Origin of the sequence: Rhizobium sp. PDO1-076 (assembly GCF_000247475.1) — a bacterium.
In the GTDB taxonomy this organism is placed as follows: Bacteria; Pseudomonadota; Alphaproteobacteria; order Rhizobiales; family Rhizobiaceae; genus Allorhizobium.
Genome location: NZ_AHZC01000397.1, coordinates 49,685 through 71,692 on the forward strand (window position 1 = coordinate 49,685; position 22,008 = coordinate 71,692).

Here is a 22,008-nt window from a genome sequence, read left to right on the forward strand (position 1 = left end):
AATGCACAGGCAAAGCAGGTCGCTCTCGGGCGGCCTGCTGATTTCATGGGCTTTTTCTGCCGTTTTTTTCAGTTCGCTGGTTTTATCCGCGCCAAACGGCCGGATGGCGGTAACATTTTGCCGCCTTTTCGCCTTTTTGGCTTCACATTTTCGGACAAAGCGATATGGAATCTCCCGACACCTAGAACCCGCAAGGGATCAACAAAAATGAGACGCACCACCAAGGCGCGTCCGGGGGATAATATATGGAGTACTTTATCCAGCAGCTCATCAACGGGCTGACTCTTGGATCCATCTATGGCCTTGTGGCTATCGGCTATACGATGGTCTACGGTATCATCGGCATGATCAACTTCGCCCATGGTGATATCTTCATGCTCGGCGGCTTCGCCGCTCTCATCGTCTTCCTCATCCTGACAACCTTCTTTGCCGGTATCCCGGTCGCGCTTGCGCTGCTGATCATGCTGATCGTCGCGATGGTGATGACGAGCTTGTGGAACTGGACGATCGAACGGGTTGCCTATCGTCCGCTGCGCGGCTCCTTCCGGCTGGCTCCGCTGATCACGGCGATCGGCATGTCGATCGCCCTGTCGAACTTCATCCAGGTGGCGCAGGGACCGCGCAACAAGCCGATCCCGCCGCTGATCAGCGACGTGCTGCATATCGGTGCGGTCACGGTCTCGCTGAAGCAGGCGATCATCGTGATGATCACCAGCGTCCTGCTCTTCGCATTCTGGTACATCGTCAACAAGACGCCGCTTGGCCGCGCCCAGCGCGCCACCGAACAGGATCGCAAGATGGCGGCGCTGCTCGGCGTGGATGTCGACAAGACGATTTCCATCACATTCGTCATGGGTGCTGCACTGGCCGCGGTCGCGGGCACGATGTACCTGATGTATTACGGTGTTGCCTCGTTCAACGATGGCTTCGTTCCGGGCGTGAAGGCTTTCACGGCAGCTGTTCTCGGTGGTATCGGCTCTCTGCCGGGCGCTGTTCTCGGCGGCCTGCTGATCGGCCTCATCGAGTCGCTCTGGTCGGCTTACTTCAGCATCGCCTACAAGGATGTCGCCACGTTCGGTCTCCTGGCATTCGTGCTGATCTTCAAGCCCACCGGCATCCTCGGCCGGCCGGAAGTCGAGAAGGTTTGATCCCATGACAACTTCTGTAAATGAAACTGGTGCCGCTTCGTCCGGCACGATGGCGCGCGCGCTGAAGGAGGGCCTGTTCGCCGGTCTTCTGTCGCTCGGCCTGTTCAGTCTGTTCATCGGCATCAAGACCGACCAGAACATTTCGAACCAACTGATCTGGTATCCGCGCTGGGGCCTGCTGGCGATCTTCGTCATCATCGCAGCCGTCGGCCGGTTTGCCATGGTGGCCTTCGTGCAGCCATGGAATGCCGCCCGCAAGGCGAACAAGGCTGCTGCGCCGGTCACTGATCTCGATGCCCAGCCGTCCTTCTTCAAGACGCATTTCCTGAAGATCGCCCTGGTGGCGCTCATTCTCTATCCGCCGGTGATCGTCGCCCTGACCGGTGTTCAGGGCTCCCTGAAATATGTCGACAATTTCGGCATCCAGATCCTGATCTACGTCATGCTGGCCTGGGGTCTGAACATCGTCGTCGGTCTCGCCGGTCTGCTCGACCTTGGTTATGTCGCCTTCTATGCGGTTGGTGCCTATACCTACGCATTGCTGTCGCAGAACTTCGGCCTGTCCTTCTGGATCCTCCTGCCGCTGTCGGGCATTCTGGCTGCGTTCTGGGGTATCATGCTCGGCTTTCCCGTTCTGAGGCTTCGCGGCGACTATCTCGCCATCGTGACGCTGGCATTCGGTGAAATCATCCGTCTGGTGCTGATCAACTGGACCGATGTCACCAAGGGCACGTTCGGCATTTCCAGCATTCCGAAGGCAACGTTGTTCGGCATGCCTTTCGATGCGTCGCCGGGCGGTTTTGCCAAGACATTCGGCCTGCCGATGTCGTCCGCCTATTACAAGATCTACCTGTTCTACGTGATCCTGCTCCTGTGCGGCATCACTGCCTATGTCACCATCAAGCTGCGTCGCATGCCGATCGGCCGTGCCTGGGAAGCGCTTCGTGAAGACGAAATCGCCTGCCGCTCGCTCGGCATCAACACGGTGACGACCAAGCTGACGGCGTTCTCGATCGGTGCAATGTTCGGCGGCTTTGCCGGTTCGTTCTTCGCCGCCCGCCAGGGCTTCGTCTCGCCGGAAAGCTTCGTCTTCCTCGAGTCGGCTGTTATCCTTGCCATTGTCGTGCTCGGCGGCATGGGCTCGCTGACTGGTATCGCCATCGCTGCTATCGTGATGATCGGCGGCACCGAGGCACTGCGTGAAATGGAGTTCCTGAAGCATGTCTTTGGACCTGACTTCACCCCGGAACTCTACCGCATGCTTCTGTTCGGCCTGGCGATGGTCGTGGTCATGCTGTTCAAGCCTCGCGGCTTTGTCGGCAGCAGAGAACCGACAGCCTTCCTCAAGGAGCGCAAGGCCGTCTCGGGCAGCTTTACCAAGGAAGGTCACGGCTGATGACTTCCGGAACTGAAACGATGAACAAAGACACCATCCTGAAAGTCGAGCATCTGTCGATGCGCTTTGGCGGCCTGATGGCCATCAATGACTTCTCCTTCGAAGCCAAGCGCGGTGAGATCACCGCGCTGATCGGCCCGAACGGCGCCGGCAAGACCACCGTGTTCAACTGCATCACCGGCTTCTACAAGCCGACGATGGGGATGATTACGCTTAACCAGAGGGACGGCAGCCAGTATCTGCTCGAGCGCCTTCCGGATTTCGAGATCCCCAAGAAGGCCAAGGTCGCCCGGACGTTCCAGAACATCCGGCTGTTTTCGGGTCTGACCGTTCTGGAAAACCTTCTGGTCGCCCAGCATAATGCGCTGATGAAGGCCTCGGGCTATACGGTCCTTGGCCTGCTGGGTCTGCCGGCCTACAAGAAGGCTGCGGATCTGGCCATCGACAAGGCGCGTTACTGGCTGGAAAAGGCCGATCTGGTCGATCGTGCCGATGACCCGGCCGGCGACTTGCCCTACGGCGCCCAGCGTCGTCTGGAAATCTGCCGGGCCATGTGCACCGGACCGGAACTTCTTTGCCTCGACGAACCGGCTGCCGGTCTCAATCCGAAGGAATCGCTGACGCTCAACGCTCTGCTGCGCAGCATCAGTGCGGAAGGCACGTCTCTGCTCCTGATCGAGCACGACATGTCGGTCGTCATGGAGATTTCCGACCACGTCGTCGTTCTGGAATACGGCAAGAAGATTTCCGACGGTACGCCGGATCATGTGAAGAACGACCCGAAGGTGATCGCCGCCTATCTGGGTGTCGAGGATGAAGAATTGGAAGAAGCAATTTCCGAAGTGGAGGCTGTTGCCGAAGAAGTGTCGGGGGAGAAGAACTGATGTCCTCCGAAGCACTTCTCAAGGTCCAGGGTGTCGAAACCTATTACGGCAATATCCGGGCGCTTGGCGGCGTCGATGTCGAAGTCAAGCAGGGTGAGATCGTTGCGCTGATCGGCGCCAATGGCGCCGGCAAGTCGACACTGATGATGACGATCTGCGGCAGCCCGCAGGCGCGTGCCGGCCAGATCATCTTCGACGGCGAGGATATCACCAAGCTGCCGACGCATCTGATCGCGCGTCGCCGCATCGCGCAGTCGCCGGAAGGTCGCCGGATCTTTCCGCGCATGACCGTCATGGAAAACCTCCAGATGGGGGCTGGCCTCGACAACCTGAAATATTTCAGCGAGGACGTGGAGAAGATCTTCACCATGTTCCCACGCCTCAAGGAACGCCATGCCCAGCGTGGTGGAACATTGTCGGGTGGCGAGCAGCAGATGCTGTCCATCGGCCGTGCGCTGATGTCGCGTCCGAAACTGCTGCTTCTCGACGAGCCTTCGCTCGGTCTGGCACCTCTGATCGTCAAGGGGATCTTCGAGGCGATCAAGAAGCTCAACAAGGAAGAAGGGTTGACCGTCTTCCTCGTCGAGCAGAATGCATTTGCCGCACTGAAGCTGTCCGACCGTGCCTATGTCATGGTCAACGGCAAGGTGACGATGAGCGGCAGCGGGAAAGAGTTGTTGGCGGACCCGCAGGTCCGGGCGGCTTATCTCGAAGGCGGCCATCACTGAGCGCGCGGAGGAACTGACATGCAAGGATTGTTTTTCGAGACGGATACCGGTGTGCGCACTGTGTTGCGCTTCCTCGTTCTGCTGATCGGCTTCTGGACCGCATGGCGGACCGGCAAGGCCGTGGCCGAGGGCTGGGAAGGCTATGCAAGGGTGTTCATCTATGTCCTTGGACTTGGTGTGGTGATGCGCTTCCTGCACTTCTCCCTGTTTGCCGGACCCTTCATCAGCCCCTTCTACTACGTCATCGACGTGGTGCTTCTGCTCGCTTTTGCGGTGGCTGGATTCCAGTCGCGCAGGACGACCCAGATGGTCGATAACTACTACTGGCTCTACGACAGAACTTCCTACTTCTCGTGGAAGAACAAAGATTGACAAGCTGTTGTTTTCTGTCCCAGATTGGCGGCAGAGGCGATGGCCCCTAATAAAGAGTGGAACAGTTTTCCGGCGCAGTGTCAGCGGGTGTTGCGCAGGGTTTCAAGAACCAAACCCGCATAAAAACTTGGGAGTTACAATATGAAGAAGTCTCTTCTCTCGGCAGTTGCCCTGTCGGCGATGGTCGCCTTCAGCGGCAACGCTTGGGCTGATATCCTCGTCGGCGTCGGCGGCCCGCTGACAGGTCCGAACGCGGCATTCGGCGCTCAGCTCCAGAAGGGTGCTGAACAGGCTGCTGCAGACATCAACGCTGCAGGCGGCATCAACGGCGAGCAGATCAAGATCGTTCTCGGCGACGACGTTTCCGACCCGAAGCAGGGCATCTCGGTTGCGAACAAGTTCGTTGCTGACGGCGTGAAGTTCGTGGTTGGCCACTTCAACTCGGGCGTTTCCATCCCGGCGTCTGAAGTCTATGCCGAAAACGGCATCCTCGAAATCACCCCGGCTGCTACCAACCCGGTCTTCACCGAGCGCGGCCTGTGGAACACCTTCCGCACCTGCGGCCGAGACGACCAGCAGGGCGCCGTTGCCGGTGCTTACCTTGCTGAGAAGTTCAAGGACGCCAAGATCGCTGTCGTTCATGACAAGACCCCGTACGGCCAGGGCCTTGCCGACGAAACCAAGAAGGCAATGAACGCTGCCGGCCTGACGGAAGTCATGTACGAAGGCGTCACCACCGGTGACAAGGACTTCTCGGCCCTCATCGCCAAGATGAAGGAAGCCGGCGTTTCGATCATCTACTGGGGTGGCCTGCACACCGAAGCTGGTCTGATCATCCGTCAGGCTGCTGACCAGGGCCTCAAGGCTACGCTCGTCTCGGGCGACGGTATCGTCTCGAACGAACTGGCTTCGATCGCCGGCGACGCTGTCGAAGGCACGCTCAACACCTTCGGTCCTGACCCGACACTGAACCCGGCCAACAAGGAACTGGTCGAAAAGTTCAAGGCTGCCGGTTTCAACCCGGAAGCTTACACCCTGTATTCCTACGCTGCTCTGCAGACGATCGCTGCCGCTGCCAAGGCTGCCGGCTCGAACGATGCTGAAGCCGTTGCTGCTGCAATGAAGGAAAAGGGCCCGTTCCCGACAGCTCTCGGCGACATGTCCTTCGACGAAAAGGGTGACCCGAAGATCCCGGGCTACATCATGTACGAATGGAAGAAGGGTGCCGACGGCAACTTCACCTACGTCCCGCAATAATTCGATCTTTGATCGGAAAACGGAAAACCCGGCCTTGTGCCGGGTTTTCTGCATCTGGAGACTGTCGTTGGAGACTGTCGTCGCCGAGTGCGCAAACAAGCGCTGTGCGCATAGGAAACGGAGGTCAGCCCTCGTGCAGAACCTGTGCTGCGCGCACGGCGGCTGATGCGCGATTTTCGACGCCGAGCTTGGAGTAGATCTGCTCGAGGTGCTTGTTGACGGTGCGCGAGGACAGGCCGAGGATTTCGCCGATGTCGCGGTTTGCCTTGCCCTTGGCGATCCATAGCAGCACCTCGCTTTCGCGGTGCGTGAGGCCGAAGCGCTGGCGCAGCAGTTCGTCCTCGCTTTGCCGGTTGGCCGAGGTGATGCGGAAGAGATATTCGTCAGCGCCGATCGTGCCCAGGAAGGAAAGCTGCAGGGCGATGCCGGAAGCGCTGGCGAAGGGGAAGGTGCCTTCGCTTGTCGTTCCACCGGTGGCGCGCCGCTGGGCAAGCCATGTGGCCGTGGCGCTGGCGACCTCGTTGATGCCATCGGCTGTGCCGGTGGCGCTTTCAATCAGGCGGCTGGCCTGCGGGGTGGTCCAGTGAACCTGACCGTCGCCACGCACGGCAAGCAGATGGCGACCGGCGGCATCGAGCGCCACGCGGGCGCTCTGGGCGGAACGGGCGTTGGTCAGATGTACGCGAATGCGGGCGCGCAGCTCATCGATATTGATTGGCTTGGTCAAATAGTCGACGCCGCCGCTTTCGAGCGCATTGACCACATGCTCTGTTTCGGTGAGGCCGGTCATGAAGATCACGGGGACCTGGGCAACCACCGGATCGGCCTTCAGGCTGCGGCAGGTCTCGAAACCGTCCATGCCGGGCATGACGGCGTCGAGCAGGATCAGATCCGGACTGATGCGGTTGACGATCGAGAGTGCGGCATGGCCGGAAGTGGCGATCAGCACGGAAAAGCCGGATGCCTCCAGCGCCTCGGTCAGGAAGCCGAGCGCATCGGGGCTGTCATCGACGAGCAGAACGATGTCGCGCCTGCTGGCTTCAACCATGGATCGGCTCCTTGACGGTTGCAAACGAAGTCAGGTAGCCGCGCAAGCCGGCCAGATCGAATACCTGCAGGTAAGCGCGGGCACCTTCGACAAAGGCGGCATGGGTGGTAGCGCCGGATAGTTCGGCAAGCTTTGCTTCTATCCCGCGCACATAGCCGATTTCGCAGAGCTGGATCAACTCGTCCAGATGGGTGTGGCCGGGAGAGGCCGGTTTCAGCGCTGGAGCCGGCGGCTGAAACAGGCGCGGATCGTCGGCATAGATCCAGTCGAGGCCAAGGAACATGGCAAGCTTGTCGCGCAGGCGCTTGATGTCGACGGGCTTGGCAATCGCATCGTCGTGGCCCTCGCCACCGGCAGCCGGGGCGTCGCCGATATTGGCGGACAGCATCAGGATCGGCGCCTTCTGGCCGGCGTCGCGCAGCTTCTCGACGAGTTGCCAGCCATTCATGCCGGGCATCGAGATATCGACCAGGAAGAGATCAGGCCGAACGCCTTCGATGAGTGTCAGGCAGGCGGGGCCGCCGGCTGCGGTCAGCACGACAAAATCGAGCGGGGCGAGAACCTCGCGCATCAGTTCGCGATGATCCTCATTGTCATCGACCACGACGATCGTGCGCCGCGGGCCGGTATAGGAGGCGATCTTGCGTTCCGGGGCAGGGGCGGTGTTCGGCCGGTCGATGGCCGACAGCATCAACCGGACCTTGAAGATCGAGCCCTTGTCGCGCTCGCTGGCAACCGCAATCTCGCCGCCAAGCGTGTTGGTCAGAAGCTTGGTGATGGTCAGGCCGAGACCGAGGCCGGGCTGGGGCCGGATATTGTCGGCCTCGCCGCGCTGGAACGGCTCGTAGATCCGGTTGAGATCCTTCTCGGCAATGCCGCGGCCGGTATCGGTGACGGTGAAGGTCGCCACCTGGCTGCGATAGGTGACTTCGAAACGGACCACGCCCTCGTCGGTGAACTTGATGGCGTTGGACAGGAGGTTGACGAGGATCTGTCGGATACGCTTTTCGTCGGTGCGCACATAAAGCGGCAGGTTATGCGAGCGCTGGTGTTCGAAGACGAGGCCTTTGGCGGCGGCCTGGGGGGCGAACATGTCGATCAGCTGGTCGAGAAAGTCCTGGATGTTCACCTCGTTGGAAAAGACCTGCAGGCGGCCGGCCTCGATCTTGGAGATATCCAGAAGCCCGTCGATCAGGCCGGACAGGTGATCGGCGGAGCGGCGGATGACCTTGATCGCCGACTGTCGCGGCACGGGGATGGTCTCGTCGCGCTCGAGGATCTGCGCATAGCCGAGCACGGCGTTGAGCGGCGTGCGCAGTTCGTGGCTGAGGCCGACGACATAGCGGCTCTTGGCGCGGTTGGCGGCTTCCGCGGTTTCCTTGGCGTTCTGCAGGGCCGCATCCGTCTTGCGGTGGGCGGCGATTTCCTTCAGCAGCAGCGTGTTCTGGCGCGACGATTCCTCTTCGGCGACGACGCGGCTGTCATGGGCAAGCACGTAGAACCAGGAGACGATGCCGGCGAGGATGGCGAAGATGAAGAAGACGACCAGCACGGTGCGATCGACCACCGTTGCCATTTCCGGCGTGGCGACATTCACCTGATGGGCGATCAGCGCGAGGATGGCACCTATCAGCGAGATCGACAGGACCGCGGTCAGGGCATAGCGGCCGAGCCGGGTGGAAAACCGCTGCAGCAGGACCTCGGGCAGGAAGGTGCGGGCGACGGCCGCAGCCTGGGCATTGATCCTGGCGTTCGGCTTGCACATGTCATGACAGCGGCTGTCGAGCGTGCAACACAGCGAACAGATCGGCGCGGCATAGGCGGGGCACCAGGCCATGTCTTCCGGCTCGAACGGATGTTCGCAGATCGAGCAGGTGATGCCGGTCAGGTTCTTCCAGCTCTGGCGCGGCTTGCGGGCCAGGTAGAACTTGCCGTCACTCCACCAGGCGATCAGCGGAGAGATGACGAAGGCGATTAGCGTGACGAAGGTGGAGAGCGAAGCAAGCAGTGCGCCGAATGCGCCGAAATGGGCGGCCAGCGCGACGGTTGCCGACAGCAACATGGTGCCGCAACCGACCGGATTGATGTCGTAGAGATGGGCGCGCTTGAATTCGATGCCGGGCGGCGACAGGCCGAGGCGCTTGTTGATGAACAGATCGGCCGATATGGCGCAGAGCCAGCTCATGGCGATGATCGAGAAAATGCCGAGCGTTTCTTCGAGCAGTTCGTAGATGCCGAGTTCCATCAGCAGGAGGGCGATGGCGACGTTGAACACCAACCAGACGACGCGACCGGGATGGCTATGGGTCAGGCGGGAGAAGAAGTTCGACCAGGCCAGCGAGCCGGCATAGGCGTTCATCACGTTGATCTTCAGTTGCGAGATAACCACGAAACCGGCCATCAGCAGCATGGCGGCGGTCTCGTTGGGGATCATGTAGCCGAAGGCGGCGAGATACATCTGCGAGGGATCGGCGGCCTCGCCGACCGGAACGCCGGTTGCGAGCGTCAGCACGGCGAGGAAGGAACCGGCGAGCAGCTTGGGCACGCCGAGCACCACCCAACCGGAGCCGGCAAGGAAGATCGCGACCTTGTGGTGCAGCTTGCGTGCACCTTCCGGCGGCAGGAAGCGAAGGAAGTCGACCTGCTCGCCGATCTGCGGCATCAGCGCCAGGATGACGGCGGAGGCCGCGCCGAATTCGACAAGGTCGAAAGGGGCCGTCTGGCCCATGCCGGCATTGGAGTGATTGATGCCGGCAAAGGCACGCCAGAGGTCGATCTTTTCCCAGTCGAGGAAGGCGATGAAGATGAACGGCAGGATGTTGAGCACGATCCAGATCGGCTGGGTGATCAGCTGGAATTTCGAGATCAGCCTGATGCCATAGGTGACAAGGGGCAGGACGACGACAGCCGATATGATGTAGCCGAGCCAGAGCGGTACGCCAAAGGCGAGCTGCAACGCACCGGTCATGATAGATGCCTCGATGGCGAACAGCATGAAGGTGAAGCTGGCATAGATCAGCGAGGTGATGGTCGAACCGATATAGCCGAAGCCGGCCCCGCGGGTGAGCAGGTCGATGTCGACGCCGTGGCGGATCGCATAACGGCTGATCGGCACGCCGACGAGCAGCATCAGGATGGAGGCCACGACAATGGCGAAAAAGGCGTTGGTGGTCCCATAGGCGAGCGTGATCGTGCCGCCGATGGCCTCCAGTGCGAGGAAGGAAATGGCGCCGATCGCCGTCTGGGAAATCCGGCTGGACGAGAATTGCCGCGCACTCTTGGCGGTGAACCGCAGCGCATAGTCTTCAAGCGTCTGGTTGGCCACCCAGCGATTGTATTCGCGGCGGACGGGGATGATGCGTTGGCGTGCTGGCATGCCTAAATTCTAGCGCCTTTTGTGAGCTGGCTGTCGTTTGGGCATTTTCACGGGAATGGCTGGAATAGCAAGGGCGGTTCGCAGGCGCTACAAAGCAAAGACGGGTTTCACGGCTTGATGATGCCACCCTGATAATCCAGTTGATAGGCGAGGCGGTCGTTGACCAGGATGCGCTCGATGCCGCGGAAGCTGCGGTGGTCGCCGACGCTTTCATCGCGATATTCGCCGTCCGCGTGCTGGAAGACGAAGCCGCCAAGGAACCGGCCCTCCCGATAAAGAGCGGTGAGCGCAGATTTGATGATGTTGCCGGCGCGCGTTCCGCAGAGGAGCGTCGGGTCCATGATGCGGCCATAGTAATTCATGGACCAAACCGGTTCATCGTCGATCCAGACGACTTCCTGGCCGAGAAAGTCGGTGCCGCCGAAATAGCTGTCCATGTAGCGGAATTCGTTCCGCTCATGGAGGATGTCATGCGAGCGCGTGCGGCAAGGCACTCGCGCATGGTTCCCGCCACCGGCATAGCAGGCAGCCTTTGCCTCGATGATAAATTGTTCCAACTCCCTCATTGCTGCCCTCCTCTGATCGGAACATAAAGAGAACGTAGCGAGGCAAGCTGCGTGTTTCAAGATGCAAAATCGAATGTATGGGGTGTCAGCAGTGCAAATGGTCTCGGAACCATTGTGAAGTGTGAAGAAGCAGCCCCCTGTTGGCATTTTCGATCTTTCATTCACGCGGCCATGCTGTATGTGATGCCGACATCAGGAACGTGGGGACGAACCAAAATCATGATGGAAATCTTTACCGCCGCAGGTCTTGCGGCAATGTTCCAGGTCATCGCGATCGATCTGGTTCTGGCGGGCGACAATGCGATCGTCATCGGTCTGGCTGCTGCCGGTCTGCCGGCGCATCAGCGCAACAAGGCAATCCTTGTCGGCATCATTGCTGCGACGGTCATGCGTATCGGTTTTGCGTTGGGCACGGCCTACCTTCTCAACATTGTCGGCCTGCAATTGCTGGGTGGCGTGCTTCTGGCCTGGGTATGCTGGAAGATGTGGGTGGAGCTTCGCGCAGCGGCACATGTGCCACATCACGAGGGCGAAACCGACGATGTCGAGCTGAACACCGACAAGACCTTTATGCAGGCGGCAATCCAGATTGTTATCGCCGATGTGTCGATGTCGCTGGACAACGTGCTGGCGGTTGCCGGCGCTGCCAAGGAACACACCTCGATCCTCGCGATCGGCCTTGTCCTGTCAATCGCGCTGATGGGCCTTGCGGCGAATTTCGTGGCCAAGCTGCTGCACAAGCATCGCTGGATTGCCTATGTCGGTCTCGGTGTCATCGTCTACGTCACCGTCACGATGATCTATCACGGCATGATCGAAGTCTGGCCCTACATTTCGGGCTACCTAGCATAAGCGCTATCTGCCAAAGACCGATACAAGAATGCCGGATCCCGCAAAGGATCCGGCATTGCTCTTATCTCGGTTGTGCGGCCGATCGATTTCAGTCGAGGTGGCTCTGCAATCGTGCGGAGAGCGCCGCCACCAGAGCAACGCTGTCATAGGGTTTGCGCACGACGGGCACGTCGGCGAAGTTTTCCGGCACGATGGAGCGGTCATCATAGCCGGTGGCGAAGACGAAGGGGATATTGCGCCGCGCCAGTTCCTCGGCAACCGGCACCGAGGTGTCGCGGCCGAGGTTGATGTCGAGAATGGCAATCCCCGGCGTGAAGTTTTTCAAGCGATTCAGGGCATCGGCGCTCGAACTCGCGGTGACGACGTTTTCCAGGCCGGCATCGGCCAGCATCATCTCGGCGTCCATGGCAATCAGCACTTGGTCCTCGACAAGAAGGATGCGAAGCGAGGAGTCGAGCACGGGCGCGGCACTGGCAGGTGTCGATTGCAACATCTGGCTGTCCATCTGCGGTTCCACTTCTTCCCAAGATAAGAAACGCCCGGGTAGGCGGAATTCGGCAAACAGGCCGGTCGAACGATAGTCAACACGGCTGCTGCCACCCAGATCATAAGGAATGCTGCGCTCAATCAAGGCCGTGCCAAACCCCTTGCGGCTCGGCATGCCGACAGTCGGGCCGCCATCCTCGTCCCAGGTTATCAGGCAATCACCGTTCTCCTCGCTCTGCCACTGGACGGTGAGGCTGCCGCCGGGTGTGGACAGGGCGCCATATTTGGCGGCGTTGGTGCAGAGTTCATGAATGACCAGCGCCGCGACGGCGTGGGCCCTGGCATCCAGCGTCACCGATGGACCAAGCAGCGAAAATTTCGTGTTGCCTGCGCGATAGGGCAGCAGTTCCGTTTCCAGAAGGTTGCTCAGGCCACCGCCGCCGCCGCCTCGGGTCAACTGGTCGTGGGCATGGGAGAGAGCATGAATGCGGCCTCGCAGCGAGCCGATATAGTCCTCGATCGGGCGCGCATCTTTTGTCGGTGCAACGATGAGAGACTTGATAACGGCGAGGATATTCTTGACGCGATGGTTCAGTTCCTCATTCAGCATGCGCTGGCGGACATCGGCCTTGCTGCGTTCTTCCTCCATCATCTCGCTGTGGCGCAGCACGATTTCGACTGTGGCCGAGCGCACGGCTTCGGCGATCTCGATGTCGGATTCGCTCCACGGTTCTGCCTGGCGATGGACCGTCTCCCTCCAGATGGCAAAGCTCTTGCGCGGCGTCAGTCGATCGCCGAGTGGTCCGATGTCGTATGATTTCTCCGGATTGCCGGCCCAGTTCAGCGTCTGGAGACGTTCCTTGCGGAAAAAGAACAGATAGTCACGCGGGATCTGCGATAGCGGGATGGCCATCAGCCCGGAGACATCCTCGAAATAGCTCTCCGCGGCGGGAAAGATCTCGGACAACATGTGGTTTGCCCAGATCCTGCCGTCGGCAACCTCGCCGACAAAACGCGCCAAGGCCGCTTCCCCGCCGGCTGGAGGCGTTGTTCCGACAGAGGTCCATCGCCCGTTCATCCACAAGCCGACGCCGTCGCAGTCGAGCAGTGACTGAAAGGCTGGCAGTGCGCCGACAAACAGCGCATCGACGTCGGAGTAATGCGAAGCCGTCTGGAGGAAATGGTCGAGCGAGCGCCGCGTTTCGTTGGCGATGTCGAGCTTGCGCTTCTGTTTCAGCGCCAGCAGATGTAGCGAGAAGAACTCGCCGAACATTTCAGCGGCGATACGCTCGGACATGCTGAGGGTTTTCGGCGCGTAGTGATGACAAGCGATCAGGCCCCAGAGCGTGCCGTTGGTGATGATGGATATCGACATCGACGCGCCAACACCCATGTTGCGCAGATATTCGCAGTGGATCGGCGAAACGCTGCGCAGGTGCGCAAAGGAGAGGTCGAGGGGCATGCCGGCTGTGTCCAGCTCCGGAACGAGCGGCACCCGGGCGCCGCGGGCATCCGAGATCACCCGGATCGGATTCTGCATGTAAAGCGCGCGCGCCTGGCGGGGGATGTCGCTCGCCGGGAAATACTGTCCGAGGAAGCTCTCAAGGTCGTGGCGCTTGGCTTCGCTGACGACCTTGCCGGATCCATCTTCCTCGAAGCGATAGATCATCACCCGGTCATAACCGAGTACGGCCTGCACCAGGCGGGCCGAGGCGCCGATCAGCGCGTCGATATCGGTGATGTCCTTGACGCGTCCGATCATCTCGCGCGCCAATTGAAGCGGCTGCGTGCGACGTAGTGACGGTTCAAACTCCACAATGGCGCCGCCGTCCTGGCGATGGACGGCGATATCGAAATGAGCGTCGTTCGGCATGCGCATATGTGCAAGCACAGCCGGGCGGCTGGCCTCGGGGGCGGCAGCAATTGCGTTGCGCAGATCGTGAGTGACTTCGGCGCCGAGCAAATCGAGAATCGACCGGCCGTTCAGGTCACCGTCGACATGCAGCATAGCGCCGGCGTTGGCGGAATGGCGCAGAACCTTGGAAAGCTCGCGGTCGCTATGCAGCAGAAACCCATGGGGTTGAATGCTACCGGGGACATGAATGGGTTCACGGTCGCAATTGGAGAGGTCAACGGAGTGTGCTGCGGGCATCAAGAGTACTTTCGAACGCGTTGCGGGCATAGTCGAAGGCGGTATTTGCCCATGCCACAGCGGCTTGTTCGTCATATACCCACACTTTCTCCATACGATCCGAGAACGCGCGCCAGCTGGAAAAGTTCCGTGCCTGGTGAAAAAGATGTCGGGCGCCGAAATCAGCGGAAAATCCGATGTTTTCGGCACGTTTCGCCAGCACGCGCGCGCCAAGAGCCGAGCCTTCGAGCACATATAGAAGCCCGATCAGGCCGTTGCCGGGCGGCGGGACGAAGGGCTCCAGTTGCGCGGGGGTGTCAATGCCGAGGTCGGCCAGATCGTCGGCGATCTCTGTGCCATAGGCGCCCGGCCGCCATTCGCCGAGCTCTTCCGGCATGCTCTTGTCCTCCAGCCATGCCTCGACCGGCAGGCGGAAGCGTGCCATGCCGCTCAGATAACGCCGATAGGCTTGCGGTGTGTCGAAATCACCGATCAGCGCGTCGAGCGCCTGATGCGCGGCGGCGGTCTGGGTTTTCAGGCCTAGCCGTCTTGGGGGAAGATCCATGATCTGGTTTTCGCTTTTTATGTGGTAGTCCAGCGTGCGCGATTGGCGGGTGACACGTCTTGCCTGATCGTCGCTTTTCGGGTCAGAGGCGGCCGAGAAGGTCGGCCTTTTTGGCGGAAAACTCTTCGTCGGTCAAAATGCCCTTGCCATGCAGTTCGGCAAGCCGTTCGATCTTGGCGAAGATGTCCGCTTCTGCGTCTGTCGATGCGATGGACTGAACGGAGAGCGGGTTTGGCGGCGGGGTATTCGACGGCTGTTGGGGCCAGTGCATGGCTTCGGCGCGGGCCGGCGCAAGGCCTGAGTGGCGGGATATGGTCTGGGGTTCCACCGGGGCCATTGCCGCTGCCGGGAATTGCGGCTGAACGACCGGCAGATCAGCCACGCGCACCAGTCCGTATTGCGAGTTGAAGGTCAAAGACTGGTCGCCGCTCTGCTGCTGCGAGAAGCCGCCAATATGGTGGTCTCCGGTGTCATAGATTGTCTGATGTCCAGCAAGGTCGATGACAAGCCGGCGGCTTTCGGGAAAGAAGGCATAACGCAGATTGTTCTGGCTGCCGACCGAGGCGGGATGGCCAAGCTCGGCCGGCCATCCACCGGACGACATTGAGGTGCCGCCGGAGACGAACAGGCTGACGCTGCCGCCGCCCTGCTGCTGCGATTGCCCCTGATAGGAGGTCGGCATCGGGCCGAGCATGTCCTGGCTGCGGATCAGGCCGGACAGTTCCTGGCACAGCCAGTCGACCTTGGCTTTGAGGCCATTGTTGAACATGTCGCCAACCATTGTCATGCCGCCGAGCGACCACTGGCCCATGCCGCCGAGTTCGGGATGGTTGAACTGGGCCTGGGTGCCACCGCCTGCGGCGACCGCCATCAGCATATGGGTTGCGGCATCAAGGCTGATGCCGTGACGGCTGGCCACTTCGGTGAGAATTCGACGGCCATCTTCGCTTAACGGTCGCATGCGCCACCTCCCGCAGTGCAAAAGGACCGGAAAGGGCCGATGCCCCTCCGTCTTTGCCGAGGAGCCCTAGCACAGGACTGGGCTGCAGGACAGCGTCTCGATCAAAGCGGTGGAAGGCCGGGGTTTTGAAGCCAGTGGGCCTCTTGTTCCGCGTTTCCCCCCTGGCATACGTCAAACGACGTATACGGTTTTGCGGCGCAGCATCCGATAGTCCCCTCCAGCAACGGTTAAATTTCATTAACCGACCGGTTGCGAACAAGAAGAGGGGTTCACGGCGATGAATTTGAAGATGAAGCTCACGGGTGCCCTGATGGGCGCCATGCTGTCGACGACAGCCTTCCACGGCGCGTTTGCGCAGGAAGATACGATCAAGATTGGTGTTCTGCATTCGCTTTCCGGCACCATGGCGATTTCCGAGACGACGCTCAAGGATGCCATGCTGATGCTCGTCGAAGAGCAGAACAAGAAGGGTGGCGTTCTCGGCAAGAAAATCGAAGCCGTCGTTGTCGACCCGGCTTCGGATTGGCCGCTGTTTGCCGAAAAGGCGCGTCAGCTGATTTCCCAGGACAAGGTCGCCGCCGTGTTCGGCTGCTGGACCTCGTCGTCGCGCAAGTCGGTGCTGCCGGTCTTCGAAGAACTCAACTCGCTGCTGTTCTACCCGGTTCAGTACGAGGGTGAAGAATCCTCGCGCAACATCTTCTACACGGGTGCCGCTCCGAACCAGCAGGCTATCCCGGCTGTCGATTACCTGGAGAAGGAAGAGGGCGTCGAGCGCTGGGTCCTGGCCGGTACCGACTATGTCTATCCGCAGACGACCAACAAGATCCTGAAGGCCTACCTGATGTCGAAGGGCGTCAAGGAAGAGGACATCATGGTCAACTACACGCCGTTCGGTCATTCCGACTGGCAGACGATCGTCTCCGACATCAAGAAGTTCGGCTCTGCCGGCAAGAAGACCGCCGTGGTTTCCACCATCAATGGTGACGCCAACGTTCCGTTCTACAAGGAACTCGGCAACCAGGGCATCAAGGCGGAAGACATCCCGGTCGTCGCCTTCTCGGTCGGCGAAGAAGAGCTGGCCGGTCTCGACACCGCGCCTCTCGTTGGTCACCTGGCTGCCTGGAACTACTTCCAGTCCGTCGATGCTCCGGTCAATGCCGAATTCATCGAACAGTGGCATGCGTTCACCAAGAACGACAAGCGCGTCACCAACGACCCGATGGAAGCCGCATATATCGGCTTCAACGCCTGGGTTAAGGCCGTCGAAGCTGCAGGAACCACCGATACCGACGCCGTTCTCGACAGCATCATCGGCGTTTCCGTTCCGAACCTGTCTGGCGGCACCTCGACCGTCATGCCGAACCACCACATCACCAAGCCGGTGCTGATCGGCGAAATCCAGGCTGATGGACAGTTCGACATCGTACAGCAGACGCCGTCCGTTGTCGGCGACGAATGGTCTGATTATCTGGCCGATTCGAAGGACCTGATCTCCGATTGGCGCAAGCCGATGGAATGCGGCAACTTCAACGTCGCCACTGGCAAGTGCGGCGGCAAGGGGAGCTGATCGGCTAACCTCGGGGGAGGTTGACCCTTCACCCTAGCCCTCTCCCCGTAATCGGGGAGAGGGGACTTGCCTTGATCCCCGGTTGCGGGGGTGAGGGCCAGGCAGTGCCACATCGTCCTTCTCCCCGTTCACGGGGAGAAGGTGCCGGCAGGCGGATGATGGGCCCAATTGGCTCCGCCGCCCCGCCATCCGGGGGATAACAGAATGCTTATTCGTTTCATCACATTGCTCTTCATTTTCTTCACCTTCGCCGCGCCCACCTTTGCGCAGAGCGATCCCAGGGATCTGATCAACGGTTTGGGCAAGGCCAATTTTAAGCAGGCCGAAGAATTGCTCGGCAAGATCGCTGGAACCGGCGATGCGCGCGTCGTGCCGATGCTGGAAGCCTTTGCCGAAGGCGATCTCTACGTTCGCAAATCGGATGGCGCGGTGTTCGTCACCAAATCGGCCGGCGCCAATATAACCGCCATCGATCCGCTGACCGGTGAGACCGTTGGCGAGGAGCCGAAGAGCGCCTTCACCAAGATCAAGGTCAACAACACGCTGCGTCGTGCGATCCGTTCCGCGCTCGGCGGATTGACGCTTTTGAGCCCCGATCGCTCGGTCAGGCTGCAGGCGGCACAGCAGGTTCTGCAATCTCCCAGCGCCGAGAATCTCGACCTGGTCGAAACGGCCCTGGCCCGGGAAGCCGACGCGGAAGTCAAATCGCGCATGGAGGAAGCCCGCGCGGTGTCGCTGCTGGCGTCTGACCGTTCGGCAGAGGAAAAGCGGGCCGCGATCGACACCGTGGTGTCGCTCGGCGGCCGCGAGGCAATCGGTATCCTGATGACTGTGTCATCATCGATCGGTGATGACCTCAGGCCCGATCTCGACCAGGCGATCAAGAAACTCGAAGGCGGCCTGTTGTTCTGGGATATGGGCCAGAACGTCTGGTACGGCATTTCGCTTGGCTCGGTGCTGCTGCTGGCGGCCATCGGCCTTGCCATCACCTTTGGCGTCATGGGCATCATCAACATGGCACATGGCGAGATGGTGATGATCGGCGCCTATTCGACCTTCATGGTGCAGGAGGTCATTCGGTCCAGTTATCCGGCGCTGTTCGCCTGGTCGCTGGCGATTGCGCTTCCGGTCGCCTTTCTGGTGACGGGCGCAATCGGTCTCGTGATCGAACGCGGCGTCATCCGTTTCCTCTATGGCAGGCCACTGGAAACGCTGCTGGCGACCTGGGGCATTTCGCTGATCCTGCAGCAGGCGATCCGGACGATTTTCGGACCGACCAATCAAGAAGTCGGCAACCCGTCGTGGATGTCCGGCTCGTTTGCGCTCGGTGGCCTGACCATCACCTGGAACCGGTTGTGGATCGTGCTGTTTTCGATGACGATCTTCTTTGCCCTGCTGGCCCTGATGAAACGCTCGGCCTTCGGCCTGCAGATGCGTGCCGTCACCCAGAACCGCCGGATGGCCTCGTCCATGGGCATTCGCACCCCCTGGGTCGATGCCTTCACCTTTGCGCTCGGATCGGGCATTGCCGGCATTGCCGGCGTGGCGCTCAGCCAGATCGACAACGTCTCACCGAACCTCGGCCAGTCCTACATCATCGACAGCTTCATGGTCGTAGTGTTTGGCGGGGTCGGCAATCTCTGGGGCACATTTGTCGGCGCGCTGTCGCTCGGCATTCTCAACAAGTTCCTCGAACCCTCGGTCGGCGCCGTGCTGGGCAAGATCCTCGTGCTGGTGCTGATCATCCTCTTCATCCAGAAACGACCGCGCGGCCTGTTCGCGCTCAAGGGAAGGGCGGTGGAAGCATGATTACCGGCTTCATCCTGCGCGCACTCGAAGGCAAGATCCTCATCGCGATCGCCATTCTGCTCGGCTTTGCGGTGCTGGTTCCGGCGCTCAATCTGTTGACTTCGCCGGACAGTTTCTTCCACATTCCGACCTATGCCATGGCGCTGATGGGCAAGTATCTCTGCTACGCGCTGCTGGCGCTGGCACTGGACCTTGTCTGGGGTTATTGCGGCATTCTCTCGCTCGGCCACGGCGCCTTCTTTGCGCTCGGTGGCTATGCGATGGGCATGTATCTGATGCGCCAGATCGGTTCGCGCGGCGTCTATGGCAATCCTTTGCTGCCGGACTTCATGGTTTTCCTCAACTGGAAGGAATTGCCGTGGTTTTGGCATGGGATGAACTATTTCCCGTTCGCCATGCTGATGGTGCTGGTCGTGCCCGGCCTGCTTGCCTTCGTATTCGGCTGGTTCGCCTTCCGATCCAGAGTAAATGGCGTCTATCTGTCGATCATCACCCAGGCGATGACCTATGCGCTACTGCTCGCCTTCTTCCGCAATGACATGGGCTTCGGCGGCAATAACGGTCTGACGGACTACAAGGAAATCCTCGGCTTCAACGTGCAGGCCGATGGCACCCGTGCAGTGCTGTTTGCGCTGTCTGCCATCATGCTGTCGTTGTGCCTGCTGTTTGCCTCGGCGATTACCCGGTCGAAATTCGGCAAGGTGCTGGTCGGCGTGCGGGATGCGGAAAGCCGCGTGCGCTTCCTCGGCTACCGGGTGGAAAACATCAAGCTCTTCACCTTCGTCGTCTCGGCGATGATGGCGGGCATTGCCGGCGCGCTGTTCGTGCCGCAGGTCGGCATCATCAATCCCGGCGAATTCGCCCCGGCCAATTCGATCGAAGTGGTGGTGTGGACGGCTGTCGGCGGTCGTGGAACCCTGATCGGGCCGATCATCGGTGCCATTCTCGTCAATGTCGGCAAGAGCTACTTTACCGGTGCCTTTCCCGAACTGTGGCTGTTTGCCCTGGGTGGTCTGTTCATTGGCGTGACGCTGTTCATGCCCAAGGGCATTGTCGGTTCGGTCCAGGCCTATCAGGCGCGGCGCAAGGACTTCCGCCAGGCGGCAGATCGAGACGCGGCGGCCAATGACGCCAAATCCCAGGCAACCCCACTGGCGGCGGAGTGAGGCCATGACCGATCAGACGACAAACCAGACCACAAACCGCACAACCAGCAGCCTCCTTTATCTCAATGGTGTCTCCGTCTCCTTCGACGGCTTCAAGGCGCTGAATTCGCTGTCCTTCATCGTCGAACCCGGTGAACTCAGGGCGATCATCGGCCCGAACGGCGCCGGCAAGACGACGATGATGGACATCATCACCGGCAAGACGCGGCCAGACAGCGGCGATGTGTTCTTCGACGGTGGCAAGGTCGACCTGACCAAGCGCGACGAAGCCGAAATCGCCCAACTCGGCATCGGTCGCAAGTTCCAGAAGCCGACGGTGTTCGAGAGCCATACGGTCTGGGACAATCTCGAACTGGCGCTGAACCGCAAGCGCGGCGTCTTCGCGACGCTGTTCTATACCCTGACGGCAGCCGACAAGGCGCGCATCGAGGAAATCCTTGAAACCGTGCGCCTGACGGGCCGAAGGGACGACCTCGCGGCCAATCTGTCGCATGGCCAGAAGCAGTGGCTGGAAATCGGCATGCTGCTGGCGCAGGAACCGAAGTTGCTGCTCGTCGACGAACCGGTGGCGGGCATGACCGATGCCGAGACTGTGGAGACGGCGATCCTGCTCAAGGAAATCGCCAAGACCCGTTCCGTGGTGGTGGTCGAGCACGACATGGGCTTCATCCGCGACCTCGGCGTTAAGGTGACATGTCTGGCGGAAGGGTCCGTGCTGGCCGAAGGCTCGATCGATTTCGTCTCGAGTGACCAGAAGGTCATCGAGAATTATCTGGGGCGGTGAGGGCTCACCCTCCCCCAGAGGGGGAGGGTCGGCGCAAGGCGCCGGGGTGAGGTGAACACTGGTACAAGGATCACCCCCCCATCCGCAGCTTCGCTGCGACCTTCCCCCTCAAGGGGGAGGTGGAAACAAGACAACGGGGGATAAACCCATGCTGACAGTCGAAAACGTCAATCTCCACTACGGTGCCGCGCAAGCCTTGCGCGGCGTGTCGATCAATGCCGAAATGGGCAAGATCACCTGCGTGCTCGGACGCAATGGCGTCGGAAAATCATCGCTGCTCAGAGCTGTGACCGGCCAGCATGCGGTGTCGGCCGGCACCATCACCTTCAACGGCACCAAACTCAACGGCATGGCGCCGTTCAACCGGGCGCGCACCGGGGTCGGGTATGTGCCGCAGGGGCGCGAGGTGTTTCCGCTGTTGACGGTCAAGGAAAATCTCGAGACCGGCTATGCGCCGCTCGACCGCAAGGATCGTTACATTCCCGACGAGATCTTCAGCCTGTTTCCGGTGCTCAACACCATGCTGTCGCGGCGCGGCGGCGACCTGTCGGGCGGACAGCAGCAGCAACTGGCCATCGGCCGGGCGATGGTGACGCGGCCGAAGATCCTGGTGCTGGACGAGCCGACCGAAGGCATCCAGCCGTCGATCATCAAGGATATCGGCCGGGCGATCCGCTATCTGCGTGATTCCACCGGCATGGCGATCCTGTTGGTCGAGCAATATCTCGATTTCTGCCGGGAGCTTGCCGACCACGTCTATATCATGGACCGTGGCGAGATCGTGCATCAGGGGGCGGCCGAAACGCTCGATACGCCGGAGGCCCGCCGTCACCTCACGGTTTGATAAAAGATCGAAATCGATTGTGTCTTCGTGTATGGCTGTGTTGAGGTTTTGTTAAGGCTGAAGGGTTG

General features: G+C 60.5%; 18 protein-coding genes. 12 read left to right on the forward strand and 6 right to left on the reverse strand.

From position 1 onward, the window contains the following. Positions 1-245: 245 nt before the first annotated feature. The 6 genes from PDO_RS20550 (at position 246) to PDO_RS20575 (ending at position 5,785) form a co-directional block, all read left to right on the forward strand. Positions 246-1,148, forward strand: a complete 903-nt coding sequence (locus PDO_RS20550) for a branched-chain amino acid ABC transporter permease (protein ID WP_007606394.1) — start codon at positions 246-248, stop codon at positions 1,146-1,148. 4 nt (positions 1,149-1,152) lie between these two features. Then, a complete protein-coding gene (gene livM / locus PDO_RS20555) occupies positions 1,153-2,544 on the forward strand; it encodes a high-affinity branched-chain amino acid ABC transporter permease LivM (RefSeq protein WP_007606396.1) in 1,392 nt (463 codons plus the stop codon). Beyond that, positions 2,544-3,428, forward strand: coding sequence for an ABC transporter ATP-binding protein (locus PDO_RS20560; protein WP_037074874.1), 885 nt, complete (start codon positions 2,544-2,546; stop codon positions 3,426-3,428). The genes livM and PDO_RS20560 overlap by 1 nt, the downstream gene beginning before the upstream one ends. After that, positions 3,428-4,156 (forward strand): ABC transporter ATP-binding protein, encoded by a 729-nt coding sequence (locus PDO_RS20565; RefSeq protein ID WP_007606399.1) that lies wholly within the window; start codon positions 3,428-3,430, stop codon positions 4,154-4,156. Before PDO_RS20560 ends, PDO_RS20565 begins: the two co-directional genes overlap by 1 nt. A gap of 18 nt (positions 4,157-4,174) precedes the next feature. Next, positions 4,175-4,528 carry a DUF6867 family protein gene (locus tag PDO_RS20570; protein WP_007606401.1) on the forward strand — a complete coding sequence of 118 codons (354 nt, stop codon included), beginning with the start codon at positions 4,175-4,177 and terminating at the stop codon, positions 4,526-4,528. Between the two features lie 141 nt (positions 4,529-4,669). After that, complete coding sequence (locus PDO_RS20575; protein WP_007606404.1) at positions 4,670-5,785, forward strand: branched-chain amino acid ABC transporter substrate-binding protein; 1,116 nt, start codon at positions 4,670-4,672, stop codon at positions 5,783-5,785. A gap of 124 nt (positions 5,786-5,909) precedes the next feature. On the opposite strand, the gene PDO_RS20580 is transcribed toward PDO_RS20575, so the two are convergent. From PDO_RS20580 to PDO_RS20590, 3 genes are all read right to left on the reverse strand, one after another. Then, entirely contained in the window at positions 5,910-6,833 is a 924-nt protein-coding gene (locus PDO_RS20580) for a response regulator (RefSeq protein WP_007606407.1), read from the reverse strand. Then, positions 6,826-10,209: a hybrid sensor histidine kinase/response regulator gene (locus PDO_RS20585; RefSeq protein WP_007606410.1), complete on the reverse strand. Its 3,384-nt coding sequence runs from the start codon at positions 10,207-10,209 to the stop codon at positions 6,826-6,828. Before PDO_RS20585 ends, PDO_RS20580 begins: the two co-directional genes overlap by 8 nt. Positions 10,210-10,316: 107 nt before the next feature. After that, positions 10,317-10,775, reverse strand: coding sequence for a DUF5680 domain-containing protein (locus PDO_RS20590; protein WP_007606412.1), 459 nt, complete (start codon positions 10,773-10,775; stop codon positions 10,317-10,319). Between the two features lie 222 nt (positions 10,776-10,997). Between PDO_RS20590 and PDO_RS20595 the strand changes: the two genes are divergently transcribed. Continuing rightward, a complete protein-coding gene (locus PDO_RS20595; protein ID WP_037074876.1) occupies positions 10,998-11,627 on the forward strand; it encodes a TerC family protein in 630 nt (209 codons plus the stop codon). Positions 11,628-11,715: 88 nt separating this feature from the next. Here the strand turns inward: PDO_RS20595 and PDO_RS20600 are convergent, their stop codons facing one another. The 3 genes from PDO_RS20600 to PDO_RS20610 all read right to left on the reverse strand — a co-directional run bounded on the left by PDO_RS20600 (position 11,716) and on the right by PDO_RS20610 (position 15,770). After that, positions 11,716-14,265 (reverse strand): HWE histidine kinase domain-containing protein, encoded by a 2,550-nt coding sequence (locus PDO_RS20600; protein WP_037074878.1) that lies wholly within the window; start codon positions 14,263-14,265, stop codon positions 11,716-11,718. Beyond that, complete coding sequence (locus PDO_RS20605) at positions 14,243-14,809, reverse strand: biliverdin-producing heme oxygenase (RefSeq protein WP_007606417.1); 567 nt, start codon at positions 14,807-14,809, stop codon at positions 14,243-14,245. Before PDO_RS20605 ends, PDO_RS20600 begins: the two co-directional genes overlap by 23 nt. A gap of 82 nt (positions 14,810-14,891) precedes the next feature. Beyond that, complete coding sequence (locus PDO_RS20610) at positions 14,892-15,770, reverse strand: SHOCT domain-containing protein (protein WP_007606419.1); 879 nt, start codon at positions 15,768-15,770, stop codon at positions 14,892-14,894. Between the two features lie 277 nt (positions 15,771-16,047). On the opposite strand from PDO_RS20610, the gene urtA reads away from it, so the two are divergent. The 5 genes from urtA (at position 16,048) to urtE (ending at position 21,940) form a co-directional block, all read left to right on the forward strand. Beyond that, positions 16,048-17,337: an urea ABC transporter substrate-binding protein gene (gene urtA / locus PDO_RS20615; protein ID WP_007606421.1), complete on the forward strand. Its 1,290-nt coding sequence runs from the start codon at positions 16,048-16,050 to the stop codon at positions 17,335-17,337. Between the two features lie 204 nt (positions 17,338-17,541). After that, a complete protein-coding gene (gene urtB, locus PDO_RS20620) occupies positions 17,542-19,146 on the forward strand; it encodes an urea ABC transporter permease subunit UrtB (protein WP_007606423.1) in 1,605 nt (534 codons plus the stop codon). Then, on the forward strand, positions 19,143-20,312 hold the full coding sequence (gene urtC / locus PDO_RS20625; protein WP_007606424.1) for an urea ABC transporter permease subunit UrtC: 1,170 nt from the start codon (positions 19,143-19,145) through the stop codon (positions 20,310-20,312). The genes urtB and urtC overlap by 4 nt, the downstream gene beginning before the upstream one ends. A gap of 4 nt (positions 20,313-20,316) precedes the next feature. After that, positions 20,317-21,096 carry an urea ABC transporter ATP-binding protein UrtD gene (gene urtD, locus PDO_RS20630; protein ID WP_007606426.1) on the forward strand — a complete coding sequence of 260 codons (780 nt, stop codon included), beginning with the start codon at positions 20,317-20,319 and terminating at the stop codon, positions 21,094-21,096. Between the two features lie 148 nt (positions 21,097-21,244). Next, complete coding sequence (urtE, locus tag PDO_RS20635; protein ID WP_007606428.1) at positions 21,245-21,940, forward strand: urea ABC transporter ATP-binding subunit UrtE; 696 nt, start codon at positions 21,245-21,247, stop codon at positions 21,938-21,940. Positions 21,941-22,008: the final 68 nt, after the last annotated feature.

Coding starts and splice junctions, on each gene's coding strand:
- PDO_RS20550 (WP_007606394.1), top strand. CDS start 246: ATGGAGTACTTTATCCAGCAGCTCATCAACGGGCTGACTCTTGGATCC.
- livM (WP_007606396.1), top strand. CDS start 1,153: ATGACAACTTCTGTAAATGAAACTGGTGCCGCTTCGTCCGGCACGATG.
- PDO_RS20560 (WP_037074874.1), top strand. CDS start 2,544: ATGACTTCCGGAACTGAAACGATGAACAAAGACACCATCCTGAAAGTC.
- PDO_RS20565 (WP_007606399.1), top strand. CDS start 3,428: ATGTCCTCCGAAGCACTTCTCAAGGTCCAGGGTGTCGAAACCTATTAC.
- PDO_RS20570 (WP_007606401.1), top strand. CDS start 4,175: ATGCAAGGATTGTTTTTCGAGACGGATACCGGTGTGCGCACTGTGTTG.
- PDO_RS20575 (WP_007606404.1), top strand. CDS start 4,670: ATGAAGAAGTCTCTTCTCTCGGCAGTTGCCCTGTCGGCGATGGTCGCC.
- PDO_RS20580 (WP_007606407.1), bottom strand. CDS start 6,833: ATGGTTGAAGCCAGCAGGCGCGACATCGTTCTGCTCGTCGATGACAGC.
- PDO_RS20585 (WP_007606410.1), bottom strand. CDS start 10,209: ATGCCAGCACGCCAACGCATCATCCCCGTCCGCCGCGAATACAATCGC.
- PDO_RS20590 (WP_007606412.1), bottom strand. CDS start 10,775: ATGAGGGAGTTGGAACAATTTATCATCGAGGCAAAGGCTGCCTGCTAT.
- PDO_RS20595 (WP_037074876.1), top strand. CDS start 10,998: ATGGAAATCTTTACCGCCGCAGGTCTTGCGGCAATGTTCCAGGTCATC.
- PDO_RS20600 (WP_037074878.1), bottom strand. CDS start 14,265: ATGCCCGCAGCACACTCCGTTGACCTCTCCAATTGCGACCGTGAACCC.
- PDO_RS20605 (WP_007606417.1), bottom strand. CDS start 14,809: ATGGATCTTCCCCCAAGACGGCTAGGCCTGAAAACCCAGACCGCCGCC.
- PDO_RS20610 (WP_007606419.1), bottom strand. CDS start 15,770: ATGCGACCGTTAAGCGAAGATGGCCGTCGAATTCTCACCGAAGTGGCC.
- urtA (WP_007606421.1), top strand. CDS start 16,048: ATGAATTTGAAGATGAAGCTCACGGGTGCCCTGATGGGCGCCATGCTG.
- urtB (WP_007606423.1), top strand. CDS start 17,542: ATGCTTATTCGTTTCATCACATTGCTCTTCATTTTCTTCACCTTCGCC.
- urtC (WP_007606424.1), top strand. CDS start 19,143: ATGATTACCGGCTTCATCCTGCGCGCACTCGAAGGCAAGATCCTCATC.
- urtD (WP_007606426.1), top strand. CDS start 20,317: ATGACCGATCAGACGACAAACCAGACCACAAACCGCACAACCAGCAGC.
- urtE (WP_007606428.1), top strand. CDS start 21,245: ATGCTGACAGTCGAAAACGTCAATCTCCACTACGGTGCCGCGCAAGCC.